A 17,079-nucleotide genomic window follows, 5' to 3' on the forward strand; every position below is an offset into this window, starting at 1 on the left:
TAACAAAGGTATAATAGAAGCAACTTATTAAACAAAGTTTACTAAGTTCAAAAAAAAACGATTTATGTTGCTTATTAAAGGAGTTGTCGATAATGAAAATTGAACACATCGCACTATATGTCAATGATTTGGAAAAAATGAGGACATTTTATGAAACCTACTTTCAGGCGGTCAGCAACCCAAAATACCATAATCCGAAAACAGGCTTCCAATCCTATTTTTTGACTTTTGATTCTGGAAGTCGGTTAGAATTAACGACCAAGAAATTTTTAAGCCCTCGTGTCAGCGAGAGCTTAGGCTACACTCACCTTGCGATTGCAGTTGGTGATCAAGCTGACGTCGATCGATATGCTCAACGGTTTGTTGAAGATGGCTACCCTCTTTTAAATGGTCCTCGTACAACAGGCGATGGCTATTATGAAGCAGTTGTCCAAGACCCCGAAGGCAATTTGATTGAATTAACCACCGACGATTTACCGTCTTAGAAAGGATTTTGCAATGAAAGAAGACTTTGATTATCAAGCGATGTTGGCTGGTCAATTGTATCAAGCTGCTGGCATTCTCCCTGAGAATGGCTCAGCAGAGGGAAAAAAACGTGCCCAGGAAATCAACCATTTACCAGTCGATGACCGAGAAGGAATCATCGCCAAAGAAAAAGCACTCTTTGGCAAATTTGGGCAGCATTGCTTTGTCCAACCACCCCTTTTTGTTGATTATGGTCGCCATGTTGAGATTGGTGATCACTTTTATGCCAATATGGATTGCATTTTTTTAGATGTCAATAAGATTCTGATTGGTGATCATGTGATGGTGGGACCACGGGTCAGCTTCTATACCGCCGGTCATCCGATCGATTCTGTGGTCCGCAGTCAAGATTTGGAATTTGGTCTCCCGATCACCGTCGAAGATTACGTTTGGATCGGGGGCAATAGTACGATTTTACCAGGTGTAACGATCGGCAAACATGCCATCGTCGCTGCTGGTTCCGTCGTCACAAAAGATGTGTCGCCGAATACGATCGTCGGCGGCAATCCAGCCCGTGTGATCCGTGAGATTCAGCCGGCTGACAAAGAACATTGGGAAACTGCCGCCCAGCTCTATCATCAAAAACGAGCAGACTGGCAGAAGCAGCAAAAATAACGAAACAAAAGGAGACGCCATGATTTTTACAGACTATCACGTCCATAGTGATTACAGCGATGATTCTTGGTATTTGATGGAAGATGTAGTCAAAGACGCCATTAAACTAGGCTTAGCAGAAATCTGCTTTACCGATCATGTGGATTATGGAGTCAAAGAAGACTGGCAAGCGACGGATACGTACCTCGTCGGGGCCAATAAAGTTGTAAAAAATGTCTACTACGACTTGTATTTTAACGAACTGGCACGCTTAAAGGAAACATACAGTGACCAAATCAAGCTAAAAACTGGGCTGGAATTTGGGATACAAATGCACACGATCCCACAATTTACCCGTCTTAATCATTCGCATCCCTTTGACTTCATTTTACTTTCCGTTCATCAGGTAGACGATCAAGAATTTTGGACTGGAGAATTTCAAAAAGGACGCAGCCAACAGGAATGCTACGAGCGCTATTATGATGAAATGTATCAGCTAGTCACGACATATAAAGAGTATTCCGTCTTAGCCCATATGGATTTGATTCGTCGTTATTTAGATAAAGAGAAGGACGCTTTTGAACAAACGAAAGAACAAATCGCAGAGATCTTGAAAGTCGTGATCAAAAATGGCAAAGGCATTGAACTGAATACCTCTTCCCACCGTTACGGAATCAACGGGTATACGCCATCGATCGAGATCCTCAAGCTTTATCGTGACTTGGGGGGAAGCGTGATAACCATCGGCAGCGACAGTCATAAACCAGAGCAGCTCGGGTTTCAAATCAAAGAGGGACAAGATCTTTTACGGTCATTAGGATTTACTAAGCTCTGTACGTTTGAACAGATGCAGCCGATTTTTCATCGTTTTGCTTAACCTGCACAAAAGCTCCGTCTTTTGCAAAAATCATCCCCTCTTCTTTCGTTATAAACCTAAGTATTTTAAACAACAAAAAGAACGACCGCTTCAATCTGCGGTCGTTCTTTTTTTAGACATTAGTTCGTCCAAGAAGCAACTTCTTCTGGGTGATTGGCTACCCATTCTTTGGCTGCATCTTCGGCTGACGTTCCGTCATTGATTGCTAACATGACTTCTTCCATATCTTCTTGTGTCCAGTTGAAACGATCAAGTACTTCGTAAACTTCTGGCATATCATCTGCTAATCCTTGGCGTACAACAGTATTGATGCTTTCTGCTTCACCCATTGTTCCTTCTGGATCATCCAGATATTTCAGATCATATTTCGCAAACATCCAATGTGGAGACCAGCCAGTAATAACGATCTCATCTTGGTTCTTGATGGCTTGGCCTAATGCCACTGTCATCGCTCCTGAAGAAGAGGTAGCGACATTCCAATCTGAAAGGTTATCATACGTTGCAACTGTATTTTCCGCTGCATTTACAACACCAGCGCCTGGTTCGATACCAGTGATGGTTTTTCCAGCTTCGTCAGAAAGGTCTGCGATGGAATCTACATCCATATAACTTGGTACAACGATCCCCAGTTTTGCCCCCTCTAAGTTAGGACCTAAGTTTTCAACTTGGTCTTGGTACTGTTCATACTGGGATTGATGCGTAGATGGCAGCCAAGCAGCGACCATCCCGTCAACTTCCCCTTTTGCCACCGATTCCCACATGATGGCATTATCCAAAGGCGTCGTATTGACTTCGTAGCCCATTTGCGACAAAACTTCTGCCACCACATGGGTAGATGCAACTTCCGTATCCCATTCGACATACGCCAAGTTCACCGTGCCTTTGCTGTCAGAAACATTTCCAAAGGCAAACGATGCTCCAATCAAAGCAACGACTGCCGCTGCAGCAATCCCGCCAAAAAGACGTTTTTGTTTACGACTTGTCTTGCTGGCTGCTTTTTGATGTGCCGAACGATTCAAATTCTGGGTAAAGCGATCCATGATGATCGCCAAAATAACTAAGGATACCCCACTGACAAATCCGTTACCGACTTGTGCTCGTTGTAAGGCGGACAAGACGCCGCGCCCTAACCCAGGAGCACCGATCATTGACGCGATCACGACCATTGATAATGCCAGCATCGTGGTTTGGTTGACCCCAGCCAAAATAGTGCTTTTGGCTAGTGGCAATTCTAATTTGATCAGTTTTTGCCAGCCAGTCCCACCGAAGGAATCAGAGGCTTCCACCAATTCACGAGAAATTTGGCGAATCCCTAAGTTCGTCATCCGAACGGTTGGTGGTAGAGCAAAGATCACTGAGGCGAAGACCCCTGGAACCATCCCGATCCCAAAGAAAGCAACCGCAGGAATCAAATAAACGAAACCAGGCATCGTTTGCATAAAGTCTAAGATCGGCGTCACGATACTTTGCGCTTTTTCGCTTTTCGCCATTAAGATCCCTAGTGGAATCCCAATGATGATCGAAACCAAACTCGACAACAAGACCAACGTCACGGTGTTCATCAAGTCTGTCCATAACCCTTGGTTATAGATGAACAGCAACCCGACAAAAGTAAAAGCTGGCAAGCCGAATTTTTTGCGTGAAACGAAAAAGGCAGCAGCCGTCAATAAGACAATCATTAATAACGGTGGTACAAACAGTAATACATTTGTAATAGCGTCCATGATAAATTGTCCGAAAGACTGTAAGGCTGAAAACAATCCACTGAAAGTTCCTGTTAGCCAATCAGTAAAGTTTTCGACCCAATCAGCCACCGGAATCGTATGTTGTAAGAAATTATCCATTTGTCACTACCCCTTCCTCTGCTTGAGCGGCTGAATCAGTCTCAGCCAATGCTTCAATCACACTTCCGCGGATCACGACTCCGATCAAACGATCGTTTTCTACCACGGCTAAAGGTGTAGGCGAATCATAGATCAAATTGAAGATATCCGTTACCAGCATATCTTTATCGATCTTTTTAACATTTTTATCAATAACTTCCTTCAAGGTCAGATTGTTTTTCCGTGCCTCACGAGCAGACTCGGCTGTCAGGCTTCCTTTTAGGTGACGACGTTTGTCGACGGCTAACAGCATGCTGACTTCTTCTTTCCGCATCCGGTTCAATGCTACGCTTGGTCCATCGATCTCGATGTTCGTCGTCAATGCTGGGACCATGATGTTTTGCGCAGTCAAGACTTTGGAACGATCGACATCTTCCACGAAATCACGCACGTATTGGTTGGCAGGATTCGTCAAAATATCTTCTCCTGTACCGATCTGCATGATCTGACCATCTTTCATTAAAGCGATCCGGTCACCGATCCGCAAGGCCTCGTTCAAATCATGGGTGATAAAGATAATCGTTTTTTGAACATTGGCTTGCAATTCTAAAAGTTCATCTTGCATTTCACGGCGAATCAGCGGATCTAATGCTGAAAAGGCCTCATCCATCAAGAGGATCTCTGGATCATTGGCTAACGCACGGGCAAGTCCCACACGCTGTTGCATCCCTCCAGACAGCTGGTCAGGGTATTGGTCTTTAAAAGAAAGCAATCCTGAGTTTTCTAACGCTTTTTCCGCTTTCGCTGTTCGTTCTTCTTTCGAGACCCCACGGACTTCTAGTCCGTATTCTGTGTTCTCTAAAATTGTCCGATGAGGGAAAAGGCCAAAGCTTTGGAAAACCATGTTGATTTTGTGACGGCGAACTTCTCGTAGTTCCTCTTTACTCATTTTGGCAACATCCACGCCATCTATGTAAATATCTCCGCCAGACGGCTCGATCAATCGATTCAATAGTCGAATCAATGTTGACTTCCCGCTTCCAGAAAGGCCCATGATGACGAAAATCTCGCCTTCGTTGACTTCAAAGTTCACATCATAGACCCCGACGGTGGCACCCGTTTTTTCTAAAATCTCGTTTTTGCTGCGTTGTTCTTTGACCATGGCAAGAGCTTGCTGCTTTTTCTTACCGAAGATTTTGGTTAAGTGTTCCACTTTAACTTTACTCAAATGATTAATACTCCTTTTTCTGAAAAATTCCACGAAAGTGACCATACTATCTTAACAAGATGTGGTCACTTTGTCAAAAAAAATTTCCCAATGCTTTTTCTTTTGCAAAAAAAGCATGGGAATCAGGAAAAAGAATTACGCTGAATGGTCCGTTGGATAGAAGAAATTGATCATGCGCTGCAACGCCAGTTCATTTCCGACAAAATAAATCGTATTGCCTGCACTGAATTTCGCATAAGGTCCTGGTGACAACAACAATTCTTCGGTTGTTTGGATTGCGATAATCGTCGCCCCTGTGGCTTGCCAAATATTCAATTCATTGATACTTTTTTCCAAATGCTGCGCTTGTTCCGTCAACTGAAGTTCAAAGGGCACAAACGGACTCATATGGTGTACCTTTTTGGTCTGCTGCACTAACATGTTCAACAAGTCAGAAAAATTATCCAGCTCTTGCTGCTGCCGCTCCACACTGTCTAAAATGTCTTGTCTGATTTCTTGGATCGACTGCACATCTTGGTATTGTTCAACAAAGGCCTGTGCTTTTTCCTTTGAAGCAATATAGGCGCCGCTGCCATGACGGACGTCCATGATTTCTAAATCAACTAATACATTGATCGCTTTGCGGGCTGTTTCAGGAGAGACATTGAAATTGCTGGCTAATGTTGAGCGTGCATGGATCTTTTGCCCAACTTGGTAGCGATTTTCAACGATTCGTTCCGCGATCGCTACGGCAATCTGCTGATAACGAGGCAAAGCGACCTTCTTTTTATCTTGAAACTTATTCGTCATGATGAACTTCCTTTACTTTTTTTTCATCATAACAAGAAACATTGTTGGTGGCAACTATTCACTGGTTCGCGAATTTTTGATCAAGCGGGCACGAATGATCGCTGTTTCTTGCTGTATCTGCTGCTGTAGATCTTGCAGCAGTGTTTCATTTGTCTCATCAAGATCAATCAAAGTATAGGCAACTCCGGCTTTTCTCTCACTCGCCAAATTATCGATATCCACGCCTGCTTCAGAAATGATCCGCAATAATGGGGCAAAAGCACCAGGCTTGTCGTGATAAAACAGCGCTAAGCGATACGGTGCCAAAAAAGGCAACTCTGCATGGGGGAAATTGACCGATTCTTGAATCGTCCCAGCGCGTAAATAGGCATGCATGCGATCAAAAACTACGTGATCCCCCTTTTCCAAGGCATTGGTAGTACTGCCGCCGATATGCGGATAACACAACACTTTCGGTTGTCCGATCAAGCCCGCACTAGGAAAATCAGTGATGTATTGTTTGAGCTGATTTTTGGCTAATGCTTCTAAGACGGCTGCTTCTTCCACGATTTCCCCGCGACCAAAATTCATCAACACTGCATTTTTTTTCATCTGCTGAATCGTTTGTCGATTCAGCATGCCTTTGGTCTCTTGACTTAAAGGGAGCAAGACCACCACAAAATCTGATTCGGTCAACAGCATTTGCAGGTCACTGACTTGCTCGTAATCGTGTGCTGCTTTCTTCGTTCGGGCATAGCCCAAAACCTCCATCCCTAGCTGATGACAGGCTTTTGCCACCCGTTCACCGATCTCTCCTAACCCTAAAATACCGATGGTTTTTCCAGCTAATTCTTCGCCAATCACTTCTTTTCGCCGTTCTTCAGCTACCTTCAACACCTCTTCTGCTTCAATTTGACCGGACGCTAGTTCTTCTTGTAAATCGGCTACCGTCTGGATCGCTTTGAATAAGGGGCGAACGCTGAGAAATAAATTGGATAGCACCAACTCTTTGACTGCATTGGCATTGACACCATGACTATTGAAAACTACTGTGCCATTTTGAGTACACCGTGCCAAATCGATCGTATTGGTGCCTGTTCCTGAGCGAGCGATCACAGCTAATTCTGGTGTGATCCATTCGTTAGGAACCGTTGAACTGCGCACAAACAGCGCCTCTGGGGCCGCTTGATTTTTTAACGAGTATCCTTTTTTGATTGCTCGCTTAGCTATCGTTTCGGTCATCTTATCTAACTGATAAATCGTCTCCATAAAGCAGACCTCCTTTTGTCTTTAGTGCGTATTAGTCAAATAGTACAAAAAAGTGCGGTAAAATGATAGCAATACGCAAGAGAGGATGATTTCTATGCACCTGTCGATCACAAATTTTCCAGATGAACAGCCGATCGTTGGCAAAGACTCGCAGCTTCAAGACACAACTTTAGGAGACTATGTCGAAATTGGCGAAGCCAATCACATTGATCATTCTTCCATCGGCAATTATACCTATACGGGGCAATATTGCTTTATTCAGAACAGCCAATTAGGACGTTTTATCAGTATCGCAGCGATGGTCCGCATCGGCCCTACCAATCATCCCTATGAACGCCCTAGTCAGCATCTTTTTGCCTATAATGGCGAAGGCTATGGATTTGCGCCAAAGGACGAGTCCTTCTTAGAAAAACGCAAAGCAAAAACGACCGTCATTGGCAATGATGTCTGGATCGGCCACGGTGCCGTGATCCAATCTGGTTTGACCGTCGGTGATGGTGCCGTGATCGCCTCAAACGCAGTCGTAACCAAAGATGTGCCGCCTTATGCGATCGTCGGCGGGGTTCCAGTAAAAGTGATCAAATACCGCTTTGATCCAGAAACGATCACTGCTTTGCAAGAAATCGCTTGGTGGAATTGGAATCGTGCAGAATTAAAAGCACGCTATTTAGACTTTCGCCTCCCAATCGAAGATTTTGTAGCAAAATACACCCGTTGATTATGCACTTTTTCCGCTTAGTACGAGGAATGAATGATAACACATCACAGTCATTCATTCTTCGAAAGTCTTTGCCCGGATGATTTTTTAGAAATAAATAAAAAACACAAAATATCTATTGTATCGAGGAATTCCTGTGCTAAAATGGAGAAATCAAATGAAGTTTTTCACGAACTTTTAAAGGAGTGTTCTATTTGTCCATTTTAGACTATCGTCCATTGAATCTATACACCAATTATCGCGAAGCTGCTGAGACGTTTCCTGACACCCCCATCATCCATGATGAAGTGTTGCCAGCATTTCCTGAGCTTGGCTATCGTAGTACCTACCGTTCGAGCCATGAAATGATTTTAAAGCGTGCTTATCAACTTGCCTCACTTGGCGTGCAAGCAGGAGATAAAATCATTCTGTATAAATCTTCAAAATTCGATACGTATTTGTTAGCAACGGCTGCTTCTTACCTTGGCGCAGTGCCTGCTATGATCTCTTACCATTTCCCTGCTGAAACCATCGAAGTGTTTGTGGATCGCTTAGAAGATCCATTCATCTTATTTGATGAAGAAACCGAAGGCCGCGTCGCACAAGTGAAAAATAGCAGTACTGATAAACAGATTTCTGTTCGTCATCTGCTGCAACAACCAGCGGAACCCGTGGCACAAACTGAGTTACCGGCGGATCAAATTTCCTATATGACCCACACTTCTGGAACAACGGGTATTCCAAAATTGATTTGTCATTCGGCAAACTCCATGGGCTGGCGGACAAAATGGCAAAAAACGATCTTCACCAAGATTGATCGCACCAAGGCAGACTCTGATTTAATTGCGTTCCATATTTCACCGGTGCACTCCCGCTTCAATATCGGCATCTCATCCTTGATGGCGATGGGCTTTCCGATGATGCCATTAGCCAATGCCAACAGCGCTCATGTCGTAAGCATGTTAAAAGAATATCCACCAATCGCTTTGGAAACTCATCCAAACAATTTTGTCCAATGGAGCTTCGTGGCAAAAGAACAACCAGATGCTTTCGCCAATATTCGTTACTATCACTCAACCTTTGATGCCATCAACAATCAAACAATGGCCACTTTTTTAAATACTTCAGCAACAAAAGAAGCAATCTTTTTGCAAGTCTATGGTCAAAGTGAATGCGGGCCAATGATCCTAAAAGCACATACCTTAGAAAGCATCGCTACCAACGATGCCCGTGATATGGGTGTTGGTCTAGAGGACTTAACGAGAGCACGGATCGCCGATGCAGAGGGCAACGAGCTGCCAGCCAATACCGATGGGCACATCCATTTCCTTTCAAAAGGACGCGCGTTGACCTATTATAAAGAAGATCAGCGTTTTGCTGACAATGTCTATGGCGCTTGGTGGGACAGTGGTGACTACGGCATGATGGATGATCAGGGACATCTTTACTTAAAAGACCGTCAAGTGGACTTGATCAAAAATATTGAAAGCAATCTTGCTTTGGAAGACCTTTTGCTGGATCATTTAGACTTCCTTGCCGAAGTTGTGATCGTTCGCGACAAAGAAAACTCACCACAACCAATCATTGCTTTAGCGCCAAATCGTGAAATGGATTGGGATGCTTGGTGGAAAATGGTGGCTGATCTCCCTCACCTCAATCAGCCAATTTTACGCGACTACGAAGATATCCCACGAACAGCAACCATGAAAGTCCAACGACTACAAATTGAAAAAGAATTCAAAAACGCAGAATAAAACAAAAGAAACGGCCAGCAGATTTCCCTGTTGGCCGTTTCTTTTGCTTTCGCTGTTTTTCTTTGGCTGCTGTTATTCTTTCGCTGATCGTTTTCTTGAGTAGATACGTTCTTTAGGTTGCCCATATTGACTTAGCTTTGTTTCAGCTAACGTGATACCAAAGCCCTCTCCATCAGGTACCAGCAGCTTTCCTTTATGCAAAGTTGCAGGCTGTGTAATGACATCATCATAAAAGTAACGGTCAGAAGCGGAAAGGTCCCCGGGAAAATGGAAAATATCTTGACTCGCAAATTGCAAATTCATGGCTCGTCCCACACCAGACTCAAACATGCCGCCTAACCAAACGAGTAGTCCATGGGTTTGACATCGATCAAGGATTCGCAAGGCTTCGGTGATCCCACCGACACGGGGGATTTTCAGGTTGATCGCACGGCAGCTGTCCAGGGCTGCGACGGTATCGACGTCTTCTGCCGTTCGAATATCTTCATCCAAACATAGAGGCGTCTTCATCTGCCGCTGTAGCTGACTGTGCCCCACCAGATCTCGTACCTTAAGTGGTTGCTCGATCATCACCAAGCCTAAGTCATCAAGTGCCAAAATGCGTTCTGGCTCACTCTGATAGGCTCCGTTTGCATCTGCCATCAAAAGCAATTCTGGAAAGGCTTGTCGAATCGCTCGCAAGGGTACCAGATCTTGCCCAGGCTTGATTTTTAATTTGATTCGTTGATACCCTTGGGCGACATAATCGGCAACAAGAGCCACTAGTTTTTCGACAGAGTCTTGTATGCCAAGACTAACGCCAACAGCGACACTCGGTCGGGTTGCGGTATAAAGCTCTTTCACACTTTGATGCGTTTGCTTGCCATATAGATCCCAAATCGCTGTTTCCAAAGCCGATTTTGCCATGTAGTTTCCTTGGACCGTTTGAAACAGCTGCCAAACTTCTTGCGGATGCTCGATCTCTTGGTCAATCAATAATGGGATCAGTGCTGTTTCAATCACTTGTCGAGCAGAAAAGAGGGTTTCTTCAATGTAATCTGGCTGCTCAAAAGCGACCAATTCACCGATGCCCATCGTTTTATCCTCTGTCGTCACCAAATAAAGATCAAAAGCTTTTTCTGTTAATTGTCCATAACTTGTCACAAAGGGTTGTTTGAGGGGCAAGCGACAGGCGATGCGTTCAATTTTTTCAATCTTCATTGCGTTCTCTCCTTGTCAATCAGCTGACTGTGGCCCCGATCCTTTTACAAACCATTGATCGATTTCATGACGAACCTGTGTCGGCTGTTCTAAATGGATACAATGTCCAGCATTAGCAACGACTTTGATGGTCATCTCTGGTTGCAGCTGCTTCATTTGGTGGGCGATTTTACGAAACTTTAAATCTTTTTCCCCCGCTAAATAAAGAATTTCACAAGCTAGCTGCGGAAGTGCCGACCAACAGCTTGGCTGTTTGCCAGTACCACCGTAAACCAAGCTTACTGCCAAGCCAAATTTGTTTTGCTGCAAGCGTCCTTGCCGTACAGCAGCCTGCTGCGCTAAAGGTAGCTCCTTTTGACTAGCAAACAACGGCAGTTCTTGCCAGTAATCGACAAAATCGACCAAAGGCTCCCTTAGTAAGCGCAACGCTAAGCGACGATCGTGCCGCTGACGAGCGAGTCGTTCCGCTGGATCAGCTAACCCAGGTGAACCACTCTCAAGCAAAAGATGGGTCACTGCCGTTGGTTCCATGACCGCCCAGACAAGTGCGATTCGCGCCCCCATCGAGTAGCCATACAGGCCATAACGTTCAATCCCTAACTTCGCTAAAAGGTGTGCGAGATCCTCCACCAGTAAAGGAAGTTCATAACGCATGGGATGGACATAAATCGATGAGCGTCCATGTCCAATCAAATCGATTGCCAATACATTGTAAGAACCTTCCTCTGCAAAAACCGGTCGAAAGCTTTCCGAAGAACCCGTGAAGCCATGCAATGCCACAAGGGTTGGTAAGGCTGGTCGGTACGGTTGCAACCACTGATAAAAATAACTGACGCCATTTATCGTGTCCCTCATTGCTGCGCTCCCGCCTCGCTAAACTGCTGTTGCAGTGCTTGCCAAGTGTTGACCGGATCTTTTTGCTCACCCTTCACTTCGATTATTTGAAAACGCGGCCGCTGGCTTGTTTTCGTTAAAATCGTTTGAAACTCTAGCAAAGAGGTCGGTGTGTGCCAATCTGCCTCATATAAGGCCGCCACTTTTTGAAACTCAAGGTCTAACGGCGTGCCAAAGAGCGGGACAAAGTCGTTTGGTTCTAAGGAGTTTTGTGACAAAAAGGAAAAGATCCCACCACCGTTATTATTCAGTAAAATGATCGTTACTGGCAATTGATACTGACGCAGTAGTTGTAGGCCGTTCATATCATGGTACAACGCTAAATCACCAATCAACAAGTAGGTAGTCTTTTGACTGGCGGAAGCAATCCCAGCTACGGTCGAGACAAGGCCGTCGATCCCATTGACGCCCCGATTTCCATATACTCGATAAGTGGAGCTAGTTTTGCTGCCGTAGCGATCAAAGAAACGGATCGCATTGCTGTTTGCCAAAAGAATTTGCGCTTCTTCAGGTAGACATTGTTGGAGCATGCGCACAGCGCTGCTCTCATCCCATTGTTTCAACTGCGGACTTGCAGCAATCACCTGATCTGCCCGTCCTTGAAGTGCTTGCCATTGTTGTTGCCACGCCGTATGTTTGACGATCGGCAACTGGGTGATGGCCGCCACGAAAGTGCTGATCGCTGCTTCGATCAAATAGTTTGCCCGATGCAACTGGTCTTGCCACTGTCCCGATGGATCAACAAAGAGCCACGTCGTCGTATCCGCTGCTTTGTTCAACCATAATAGGACATTTTTAGTGACTGGTAAGCGACCAAAACGCACGACCACTTCTGGTTGGAAGGCAGAAGTCAATTGCGGGAAAATAAGATCGGCTTGACTGATAAATGTTCCTACTTTGGTACCGGCTGTCGCCAAATTGGTCAATGGATCGCCGACGATCGGCCAGCCTAATTTCTCTGAAAAAGCCAGCAACTGCTGCGCTTCTTCGATCGTAAGGCTTTCTCCAGCAATCAGAATACCTTTTTTATCAAAGTAAGGGGCTAGCTGGGTGATCATCTCTGCTGACAGCTCTTGTTGTGGTGCCAGATAGCTCACGTCTTGCTGAATACTGCATTGGCGACTAAAGTCAGGCAACAGCGGCTCCCGTAATGGAAAGTTGATTTGGACCGGGCCTTTCGGCTGTTTTTGCGCTTCGATCGTGCAAGTTGTAGCTTGCCAAAAACTATAACGCAACAAAGCAGGATCGTTTTCTGGCACGGTCATCTCTACCATCTTTTTGACGTGAGAGGCATACAAATTCTGTTGGTCCATTGCTTGTGGCGCCCCAACGCCCCGCAGTTCTGGCGGGCGATCAGCCGTTAAGACGATCAATGGCAAGTTGGTGGCCTCTGCTTCACAAATCGCTGGATAATAATTGGCTGCTGCAGTTCCAGAAGTACACAGTAAGATCGTCGGCTGGAGATCAACTTTGGACATCCCTAAAGCAAAAAAAGCAGCCGAACGTTCATCGACAGCCACCATACAGGTGATCTCAGGATCACGATGCAATAGTAGCGCCAATGGCGTTGAGCGTGAACCGGGACTAATGACCGCTCGCTTCGCACCCGCTGCTTTTAGTCCTTGGATCGCCGCTAATAAATAGTCTGTCATGACTGTCTGGTTATTCATCTCCTAAGATCCCTCTCCTCATCGGTTGAAATTTTAACCGTGTTTCTTGACGTTCGGATTCCGCATCTGAATCGGCAACGATCCCACAGCCTGCATACAGCGTTGCTTGATTGCCGCTAAAGAAACCTGAGCGGATCGCCACAGCAAACTCGCCAATATCTTCTTGAATACCCAACCAACCGATCGGTCCACCGTACATCCCTCTGCTGGCTGGTTCATGGGTACGAATCCATGAGACGGCTGCTTCTTTCGGTTCTCCCCCCAATGCTGGGGTCGGGTGTAGTTTTTGCACGGCGCTCAGAAAGTTGACTCCTGCTTTTCTTTGCCCTGCTAAAGGAACAAACAAATGCTGAATGTCACGATTTTTGATGACGGAGCGGGCTTCTGATTGAAAACCGTCAGCTAACAAAGTAGCCAATGCCGTTTCCAAGCGATCGACAACTACTTGATGTTCATGGGTATTTTTTGCGTCCGCTAAGAGGGCTTGTGCCAGTGCCTCATCTTCTTCTTTGGTTTTGCCTCTTGGCGCGGAACCTGCGATACTTACCGTTTCAAACTGATCGACAGTCGCTTTTAGCAAGCGTTCTGGCGTCGCACCAGCAAAAACATGGCCCCCATGTTCGATGGCAAAAAGATAGGTATTCGGCTGCTGTTGCGCCAACCGTTGCAACACCGCAGCACTAATGATCGACTGCTTCGTTTCTACCTTCATTCGTCTTGCCAGAACCACTTTTTTCAACGGTGTTTCAGTTGAGCGAATGGCTGCCACTGTCTCTTCGACCGCTTGCAGCCATTGGGGCACATCTAGTTCCTCTTGTGCCTGAAAAGCAGGCGTTTCTGCTACAAGACTCTTGTCCGAATTGGCCTGCAACCAGCTTGCGACTTTTTCCTGTAAGGCAGCGACTTTTTGTTGTCGTTGTTCCTCGGAAGAAGCGGCTACTGTATAAACGACGCCACACTGATCGCCAGTTTTGCTGACCAGTATTTTTGGCAACGCAAAGAGACCAGCACCTAGCTCAGCCCAATCCTGACTGACTTCTGCCTGTTCATCAAAAGCAAAGCCGCCAACTAACTGCGCCTGAAAAGGTGCCTCTGGTTGATAGTGGGCTTGCTTTAAGAGAGAGCGGACTTCTGAAAAGTCTGCAAGTTTGGGTTGCGAAAAAGTGGCTAACCAACCCAACCCTACCATACTAGTCGTTTCATCAGGAGTACGCCAGAAATAGCGTTCCCCTCGATATTCTTGTGCCGCTGCATAAAGAGCCAGTAAGTCACACCTTTCTATAGGTTGATACTCACTCAAATAGGTTTTCCCGGCAGCGATCGCTGCCTCATAATTACTTGTTGATTTGCTGTTCAATGTAGTTCACTCTTTCTTCACTCAGCAATAGCCTTTTTAAAACTTTACCGCTTGCTGTGCGCGGCATTTCTCGCACGTGATAAAAACGGCGCGGAAATTTATAGTGGGCGATCTGCCCTTCTAACGTATCCAATAAAGCTTTGAAGTGGATCGGTTCATTTAACGTTAAATAAGCCGCGACAGATTGTCCCCACTCCTCGTCTGGTTCCCCCACCACAGCTGCCTCTTTGACCGCTGGATGCTGCAACAAGGCTTGCTCCACTTCTGCGGGATAGATGTTTTCTCCACCAGATATGATCAGTTCGCTTGCACGACTGACTACATACAAAAAGCCCTCTTGATCAAGATAACCTAGATCTCCTGTGGCAAACCAGCCCTCTTGGTCCCACTGCTGTGGACTGCGATCGTTTAAGTAACGGGTCGTGATCGCCGGCCCTTGCAGTTGGATCTCTCCGATCGACTGGGTACTTTCAGCAGTCTGGTGGTCTGCCATTTTCCCATCCGTCGCAATTCTTAAATGGATACCTTGCAGGGGAATCCCAGAGGCGCCAATTTTTTCTGAAGCTTTTTCTGGCGGCAATGCCACCACTTGTGAACAGGTTTCTGTCATCCCATAGGATTGGATCACAGAAAGCTGTTTTTGCTGGCATTTTTCCAATATACTTTTAGCAATCGGACCGCCGCCTAGCAGGATATAACGCAACGAATCAAAGCCTTGTTGGGGCACCAAGGGCAGCAAATCTGTCAACATTTTTGCCACCAAAGAAACGATCGTCCCTTTTCCTGCTTCAAGGTCTTTGGCCATTTCTACAGCATCAAAGCGCTCATACAAACGAACACTCATTCCAAGTCGCAGTGAACGCAAGAGAATTGATAATCCACTGATATGGTACAGCGGAACTGCACAAAGCCAACAATCCTCGCTAGTGATGACTAAGTTCTTTTGCGTCGCTTCGGCACTTGCTAGATGATTCCCAAAGGTTTGCGGCACACCCTTGGGATTGCCAGTCGTACCGGATGTATACATAATCGAAGCTACCTGTTCTACTTGATAGATTGCTTTATTAGGAACAAACGAAGGATCAAAAGAACCGATAAAAGCCTCCGCCTGTTTGATCGCTTGTCCAAAGGTCAAGCTGCGAACACCCGAAATCACAGCCTGATCCGCCGCGATCACCCAGTCGCAGTGGGCATCTTGCAATTGGAAGGAGATTTCAGCGGCTGTCAATCGCGTATTCAGCAGCTGGACTTCGATCCCCAACTCCCATAACGCAAGGATCGTAAAGACCATTTCAGGGGAGTTATTGCTAAAAAGAGCTACCCGGTTTGGCTGATCAACGAATTGGGCTTGATAATAAGCAGCGTAAGCATAAACCTCTTTTTGCAAGGCAGCAAACGACCAGCTTTTTTCATGCCAATAAAAAGCTGGTCGTTCTGGATGAAGTTGTGCTTGCCTTTGCAGCCAACTCCCAGTCATTATGGGAATTTAGGGAATTGGTCGAAGTCTGGTTGACGTTTTTCTTTAAACGCGTCACGACCTTCTTTGGCTTCATCCATCGTGTAATACAATAAGGTCGCATCGCCGGCCAATTGCTGAATGCCAGCTAATCCGTCCGTATCGGCATTCATTGATGCTTTGATCATACGTAACGCCAACGGGCTCTTTTGCAGCATCGTTTCGGCCCATTCCATCGTTTCATCTTCTACTCGATCAAGAGGAACGACCGTATTGATCCAGTTCATTGCCAATGCTTCTTCGGCGGTATATTGTTTTGTCATGAACCAAACTTCTTTGGCTTTTTTATGACCGATCGTCCGTGCAAGATACCCCGAACCATAGCCACCATCAAAACTACCGACATTTGGTCCTGTTTGACCAAATTTAGCGTTGTCAGCGGCAATCGTTAAATCACAAACCAATTGTAAAACATTTCCGCCGCCGATCGACCAGCCTTTGACCATGGCGATCACCGGTTTTGGCAACGTTCGGATCAAGCGTTGCAGATCCAATACGTTTAAGCGAGGAACCTGATCTTCCCCAACATAGCCACCGTGACCACGGACTTTTTGGTCTCCGCCTGAACAAAAGGCTTTGTCGCCGGCGCCTGTCAAAATAATCACGCCGATGCCTGGTTCATCGCGACTGATCGAAAATGCATCAATCATTTCAAACACCGTTTTTGGTGTAAACGCATTGTGGACTTCTGGGCGGTTAATCGTGATTTTCGCCACTTTTCCATGTTGTTCAAACAAAATTTCATCGTACTCTTTTAAGGTTTTCCATTCTCTCATTACTTGTTCCTCCTCAATTCACATAGCTCTATTATACACATATCTAGTCGCTTTTCGTTAGAAATTGCTTTGGTTAAGGGAATTTCTTAAGACTTCTCCCCCTGTTGCCGACTTTCTGAGAACTTCGGCTA

General features: G+C 45.7%; 15 protein-coding genes. 5 read left to right on the forward strand and 10 right to left on the reverse strand.

The window, feature by feature from the left end:
* Positions 1 to 92: 92 nt before the first annotated feature.
* Genes IGJ44_RS12625 through IGJ44_RS12635 form a run of 3 tightly spaced genes read left to right on the forward strand, consistent with a single transcriptional unit; the run spans position 93 to position 1,996 of the window.
* Complete coding sequence (locus IGJ44_RS12625) at positions 93 to 485, forward strand: VOC family protein (RefSeq protein ID WP_016619764.1); 393 nt, start codon at positions 93 to 95, stop codon at positions 483 to 485.
* A gap of 13 nt (positions 486 to 498) precedes the next feature.
* A complete protein-coding gene (locus IGJ44_RS12630; RefSeq protein ID WP_074535528.1) occupies positions 499 to 1,140 on the forward strand; it encodes a sugar O-acetyltransferase in 642 nt (213 codons plus the stop codon).
* Positions 1,141 to 1,159: 19 nt separating this feature from the next.
* Positions 1,160 to 1,996, forward strand: coding sequence for a histidinol-phosphatase HisJ family protein (locus IGJ44_RS12635; protein ID WP_074535527.1), 837 nt, complete (start codon positions 1,160 to 1,162; stop codon positions 1,994 to 1,996).
* Positions 1,997 to 2,115: 119 nt separating this feature from the next.
* Here IGJ44_RS12635 and IGJ44_RS12640 read toward each other — a convergent pair whose 3' ends face one another.
* The 4 genes from IGJ44_RS12640 to IGJ44_RS12655 all read right to left on the reverse strand — a co-directional run bounded on the left by IGJ44_RS12640 (position 2,116) and on the right by IGJ44_RS12655 (position 7,084).
* Positions 2,116 to 3,840: an ABC transporter permease/substrate binding protein gene (locus IGJ44_RS12640; RefSeq protein WP_167826952.1), complete on the reverse strand. Its 1,725-nt coding sequence runs from the start codon at positions 3,838 to 3,840 to the stop codon at positions 2,116 to 2,118.
* Positions 3,833 to 5,047 carry a quaternary amine ABC transporter ATP-binding protein gene (locus IGJ44_RS12645; protein WP_005228609.1) on the reverse strand — a complete coding sequence of 405 codons (1,215 nt, stop codon included), beginning with the start codon at positions 5,045 to 5,047 and terminating at the stop codon, positions 3,833 to 3,835. Before IGJ44_RS12645 ends, IGJ44_RS12640 begins: the two co-directional genes overlap by 8 nt.
* Before the next feature lie 135 nt (positions 5,048 to 5,182).
* Complete coding sequence (locus IGJ44_RS12650) at positions 5,183 to 5,836, reverse strand: GntR family transcriptional regulator (protein WP_167826951.1); 654 nt, start codon at positions 5,834 to 5,836, stop codon at positions 5,183 to 5,185.
* Positions 5,837 to 5,890: 54 nt separating this feature from the next.
* Complete coding sequence (locus tag IGJ44_RS12655; RefSeq protein WP_167826950.1) at positions 5,891 to 7,084, reverse strand: NAD(P)-dependent oxidoreductase; 1,194 nt, start codon at positions 7,082 to 7,084, stop codon at positions 5,891 to 5,893.
* 94 nt (positions 7,085 to 7,178) lie between these two features.
* Between IGJ44_RS12655 and IGJ44_RS12660 the strand changes: the two genes are divergently transcribed.
* Complete coding sequence (locus tag IGJ44_RS12660) at positions 7,179 to 7,802, forward strand: DapH/DapD/GlmU-related protein (RefSeq protein ID WP_167826949.1); 624 nt, start codon at positions 7,179 to 7,181, stop codon at positions 7,800 to 7,802.
* Positions 7,803 to 7,996: 194 nt separating this feature from the next.
* Positions 7,997 to 9,535 carry an AMP-binding protein gene (locus IGJ44_RS12665; RefSeq protein ID WP_167826948.1) on the forward strand — a complete coding sequence of 513 codons (1,539 nt, stop codon included), beginning with the start codon at positions 7,997 to 7,999 and terminating at the stop codon, positions 9,533 to 9,535.
* Between the two features lie 72 nt (positions 9,536 to 9,607).
* Here the strand turns inward: IGJ44_RS12665 and menC are convergent, their stop codons facing one another.
* From menC to menB, 6 genes are read right to left on the reverse strand one after another with little or no spacing between them, the layout of a single operon-like run.
* Positions 9,608 to 10,735, reverse strand: coding sequence for an o-succinylbenzoate synthase (gene menC / locus IGJ44_RS12670; protein WP_086295663.1), 1,128 nt, complete (start codon positions 10,733 to 10,735; stop codon positions 9,608 to 9,610).
* A 15-nt stretch (positions 10,736 to 10,750) separates the two neighbouring features.
* Complete coding sequence (gene menH / locus IGJ44_RS12675) at positions 10,751 to 11,590, reverse strand: 2-succinyl-6-hydroxy-2,4-cyclohexadiene-1-carboxylate synthase (RefSeq protein WP_167826947.1); 840 nt, start codon at positions 11,588 to 11,590, stop codon at positions 10,751 to 10,753.
* Positions 11,587 to 13,299: a 2-succinyl-5-enolpyruvyl-6-hydroxy-3-cyclohexene-1-carboxylic-acid synthase gene (gene menD / locus IGJ44_RS12680; protein WP_167826946.1), complete on the reverse strand. Its 1,713-nt coding sequence runs from the start codon at positions 13,297 to 13,299 to the stop codon at positions 11,587 to 11,589. Before menD ends, menH begins: the two co-directional genes overlap by 4 nt.
* Complete coding sequence (locus tag IGJ44_RS12685; RefSeq protein WP_167826945.1) at positions 13,292 to 14,656, reverse strand: isochorismate synthase; 1,365 nt, start codon at positions 14,654 to 14,656, stop codon at positions 13,292 to 13,294. The genes menD and IGJ44_RS12685 overlap by 8 nt, the downstream gene beginning before the upstream one ends.
* Positions 14,634 to 16,133: an o-succinylbenzoate--CoA ligase gene (menE, locus tag IGJ44_RS12690; protein ID WP_167826944.1), complete on the reverse strand. Its 1,500-nt coding sequence runs from the start codon at positions 16,131 to 16,133 to the stop codon at positions 14,634 to 14,636. The genes IGJ44_RS12685 and menE overlap by 23 nt, the downstream gene beginning before the upstream one ends.
* Positions 16,133 to 16,948 (reverse strand): 1,4-dihydroxy-2-naphthoyl-CoA synthase, encoded by an 816-nt coding sequence (menB, locus tag IGJ44_RS12695; protein ID WP_005228595.1) that lies wholly within the window; start codon positions 16,946 to 16,948, stop codon positions 16,133 to 16,135. The genes menE and menB overlap by 1 nt, the downstream gene beginning before the upstream one ends.
* Between the last annotated feature and the right edge of the window lie 131 nt (positions 16,949 to 17,079).

It is taken from the genome of Enterococcus sp. DIV1368d, from assembly GCF_050542975.1.
Lineage (GTDB): Bacteria > Bacillota > Bacilli > Lactobacillales > Enterococcaceae > Enterococcus_D > Enterococcus_D casseliflavus.

Coding starts and splice junctions, on each gene's coding strand:
- IGJ44_RS12625 (WP_016619764.1), top strand. CDS start 93: ATGAAAATTGAACACATCGCACTATATGTCAATGATTTGGAAAAAATG.
- IGJ44_RS12630 (WP_074535528.1), top strand. CDS start 499: ATGAAAGAAGACTTTGATTATCAAGCGATGTTGGCTGGTCAATTGTAT.
- IGJ44_RS12635 (WP_074535527.1), top strand. CDS start 1,160: ATGATTTTTACAGACTATCACGTCCATAGTGATTACAGCGATGATTCT.
- IGJ44_RS12640 (WP_167826952.1), bottom strand. CDS start 3,840: ATGGATAATTTCTTACAACATACGATTCCGGTGGCTGATTGGGTCGAA.
- IGJ44_RS12650 (WP_167826951.1), bottom strand. CDS start 5,836: ATGACGAATAAGTTTCAAGATAAAAAGAAGGTCGCTTTGCCTCGTTAT.
- IGJ44_RS12655 (WP_167826950.1), bottom strand. CDS start 7,084: ATGGAGACGATTTATCAGTTAGATAAGATGACCGAAACGATAGCTAAG.
- IGJ44_RS12660 (WP_167826949.1), top strand. CDS start 7,179: ATGCACCTGTCGATCACAAATTTTCCAGATGAACAGCCGATCGTTGGC.
- menC (WP_086295663.1), bottom strand. CDS start 10,735: ATGAAGATTGAAAAAATTGAACGCATCGCCTGTCGCTTGCCCCTCAAA.
- menH (WP_167826947.1), bottom strand. CDS start 11,590: ATGAGGGACACGATAAATGGCGTCAGTTATTTTTATCAGTGGTTGCAA.
- menD (WP_167826946.1), bottom strand. CDS start 13,299: ATGAATAACCAGACAGTCATGACAGACTATTTATTAGCGGCGATCCAA.
- menE (WP_167826944.1), bottom strand. CDS start 16,133: ATGACTGGGAGTTGGCTGCAAAGGCAAGCACAACTTCATCCAGAACGA.
- menB (WP_005228595.1), bottom strand. CDS start 16,948: ATGAGAGAATGGAAAACCTTAAAAGAGTACGATGAAATTTTGTTTGAA.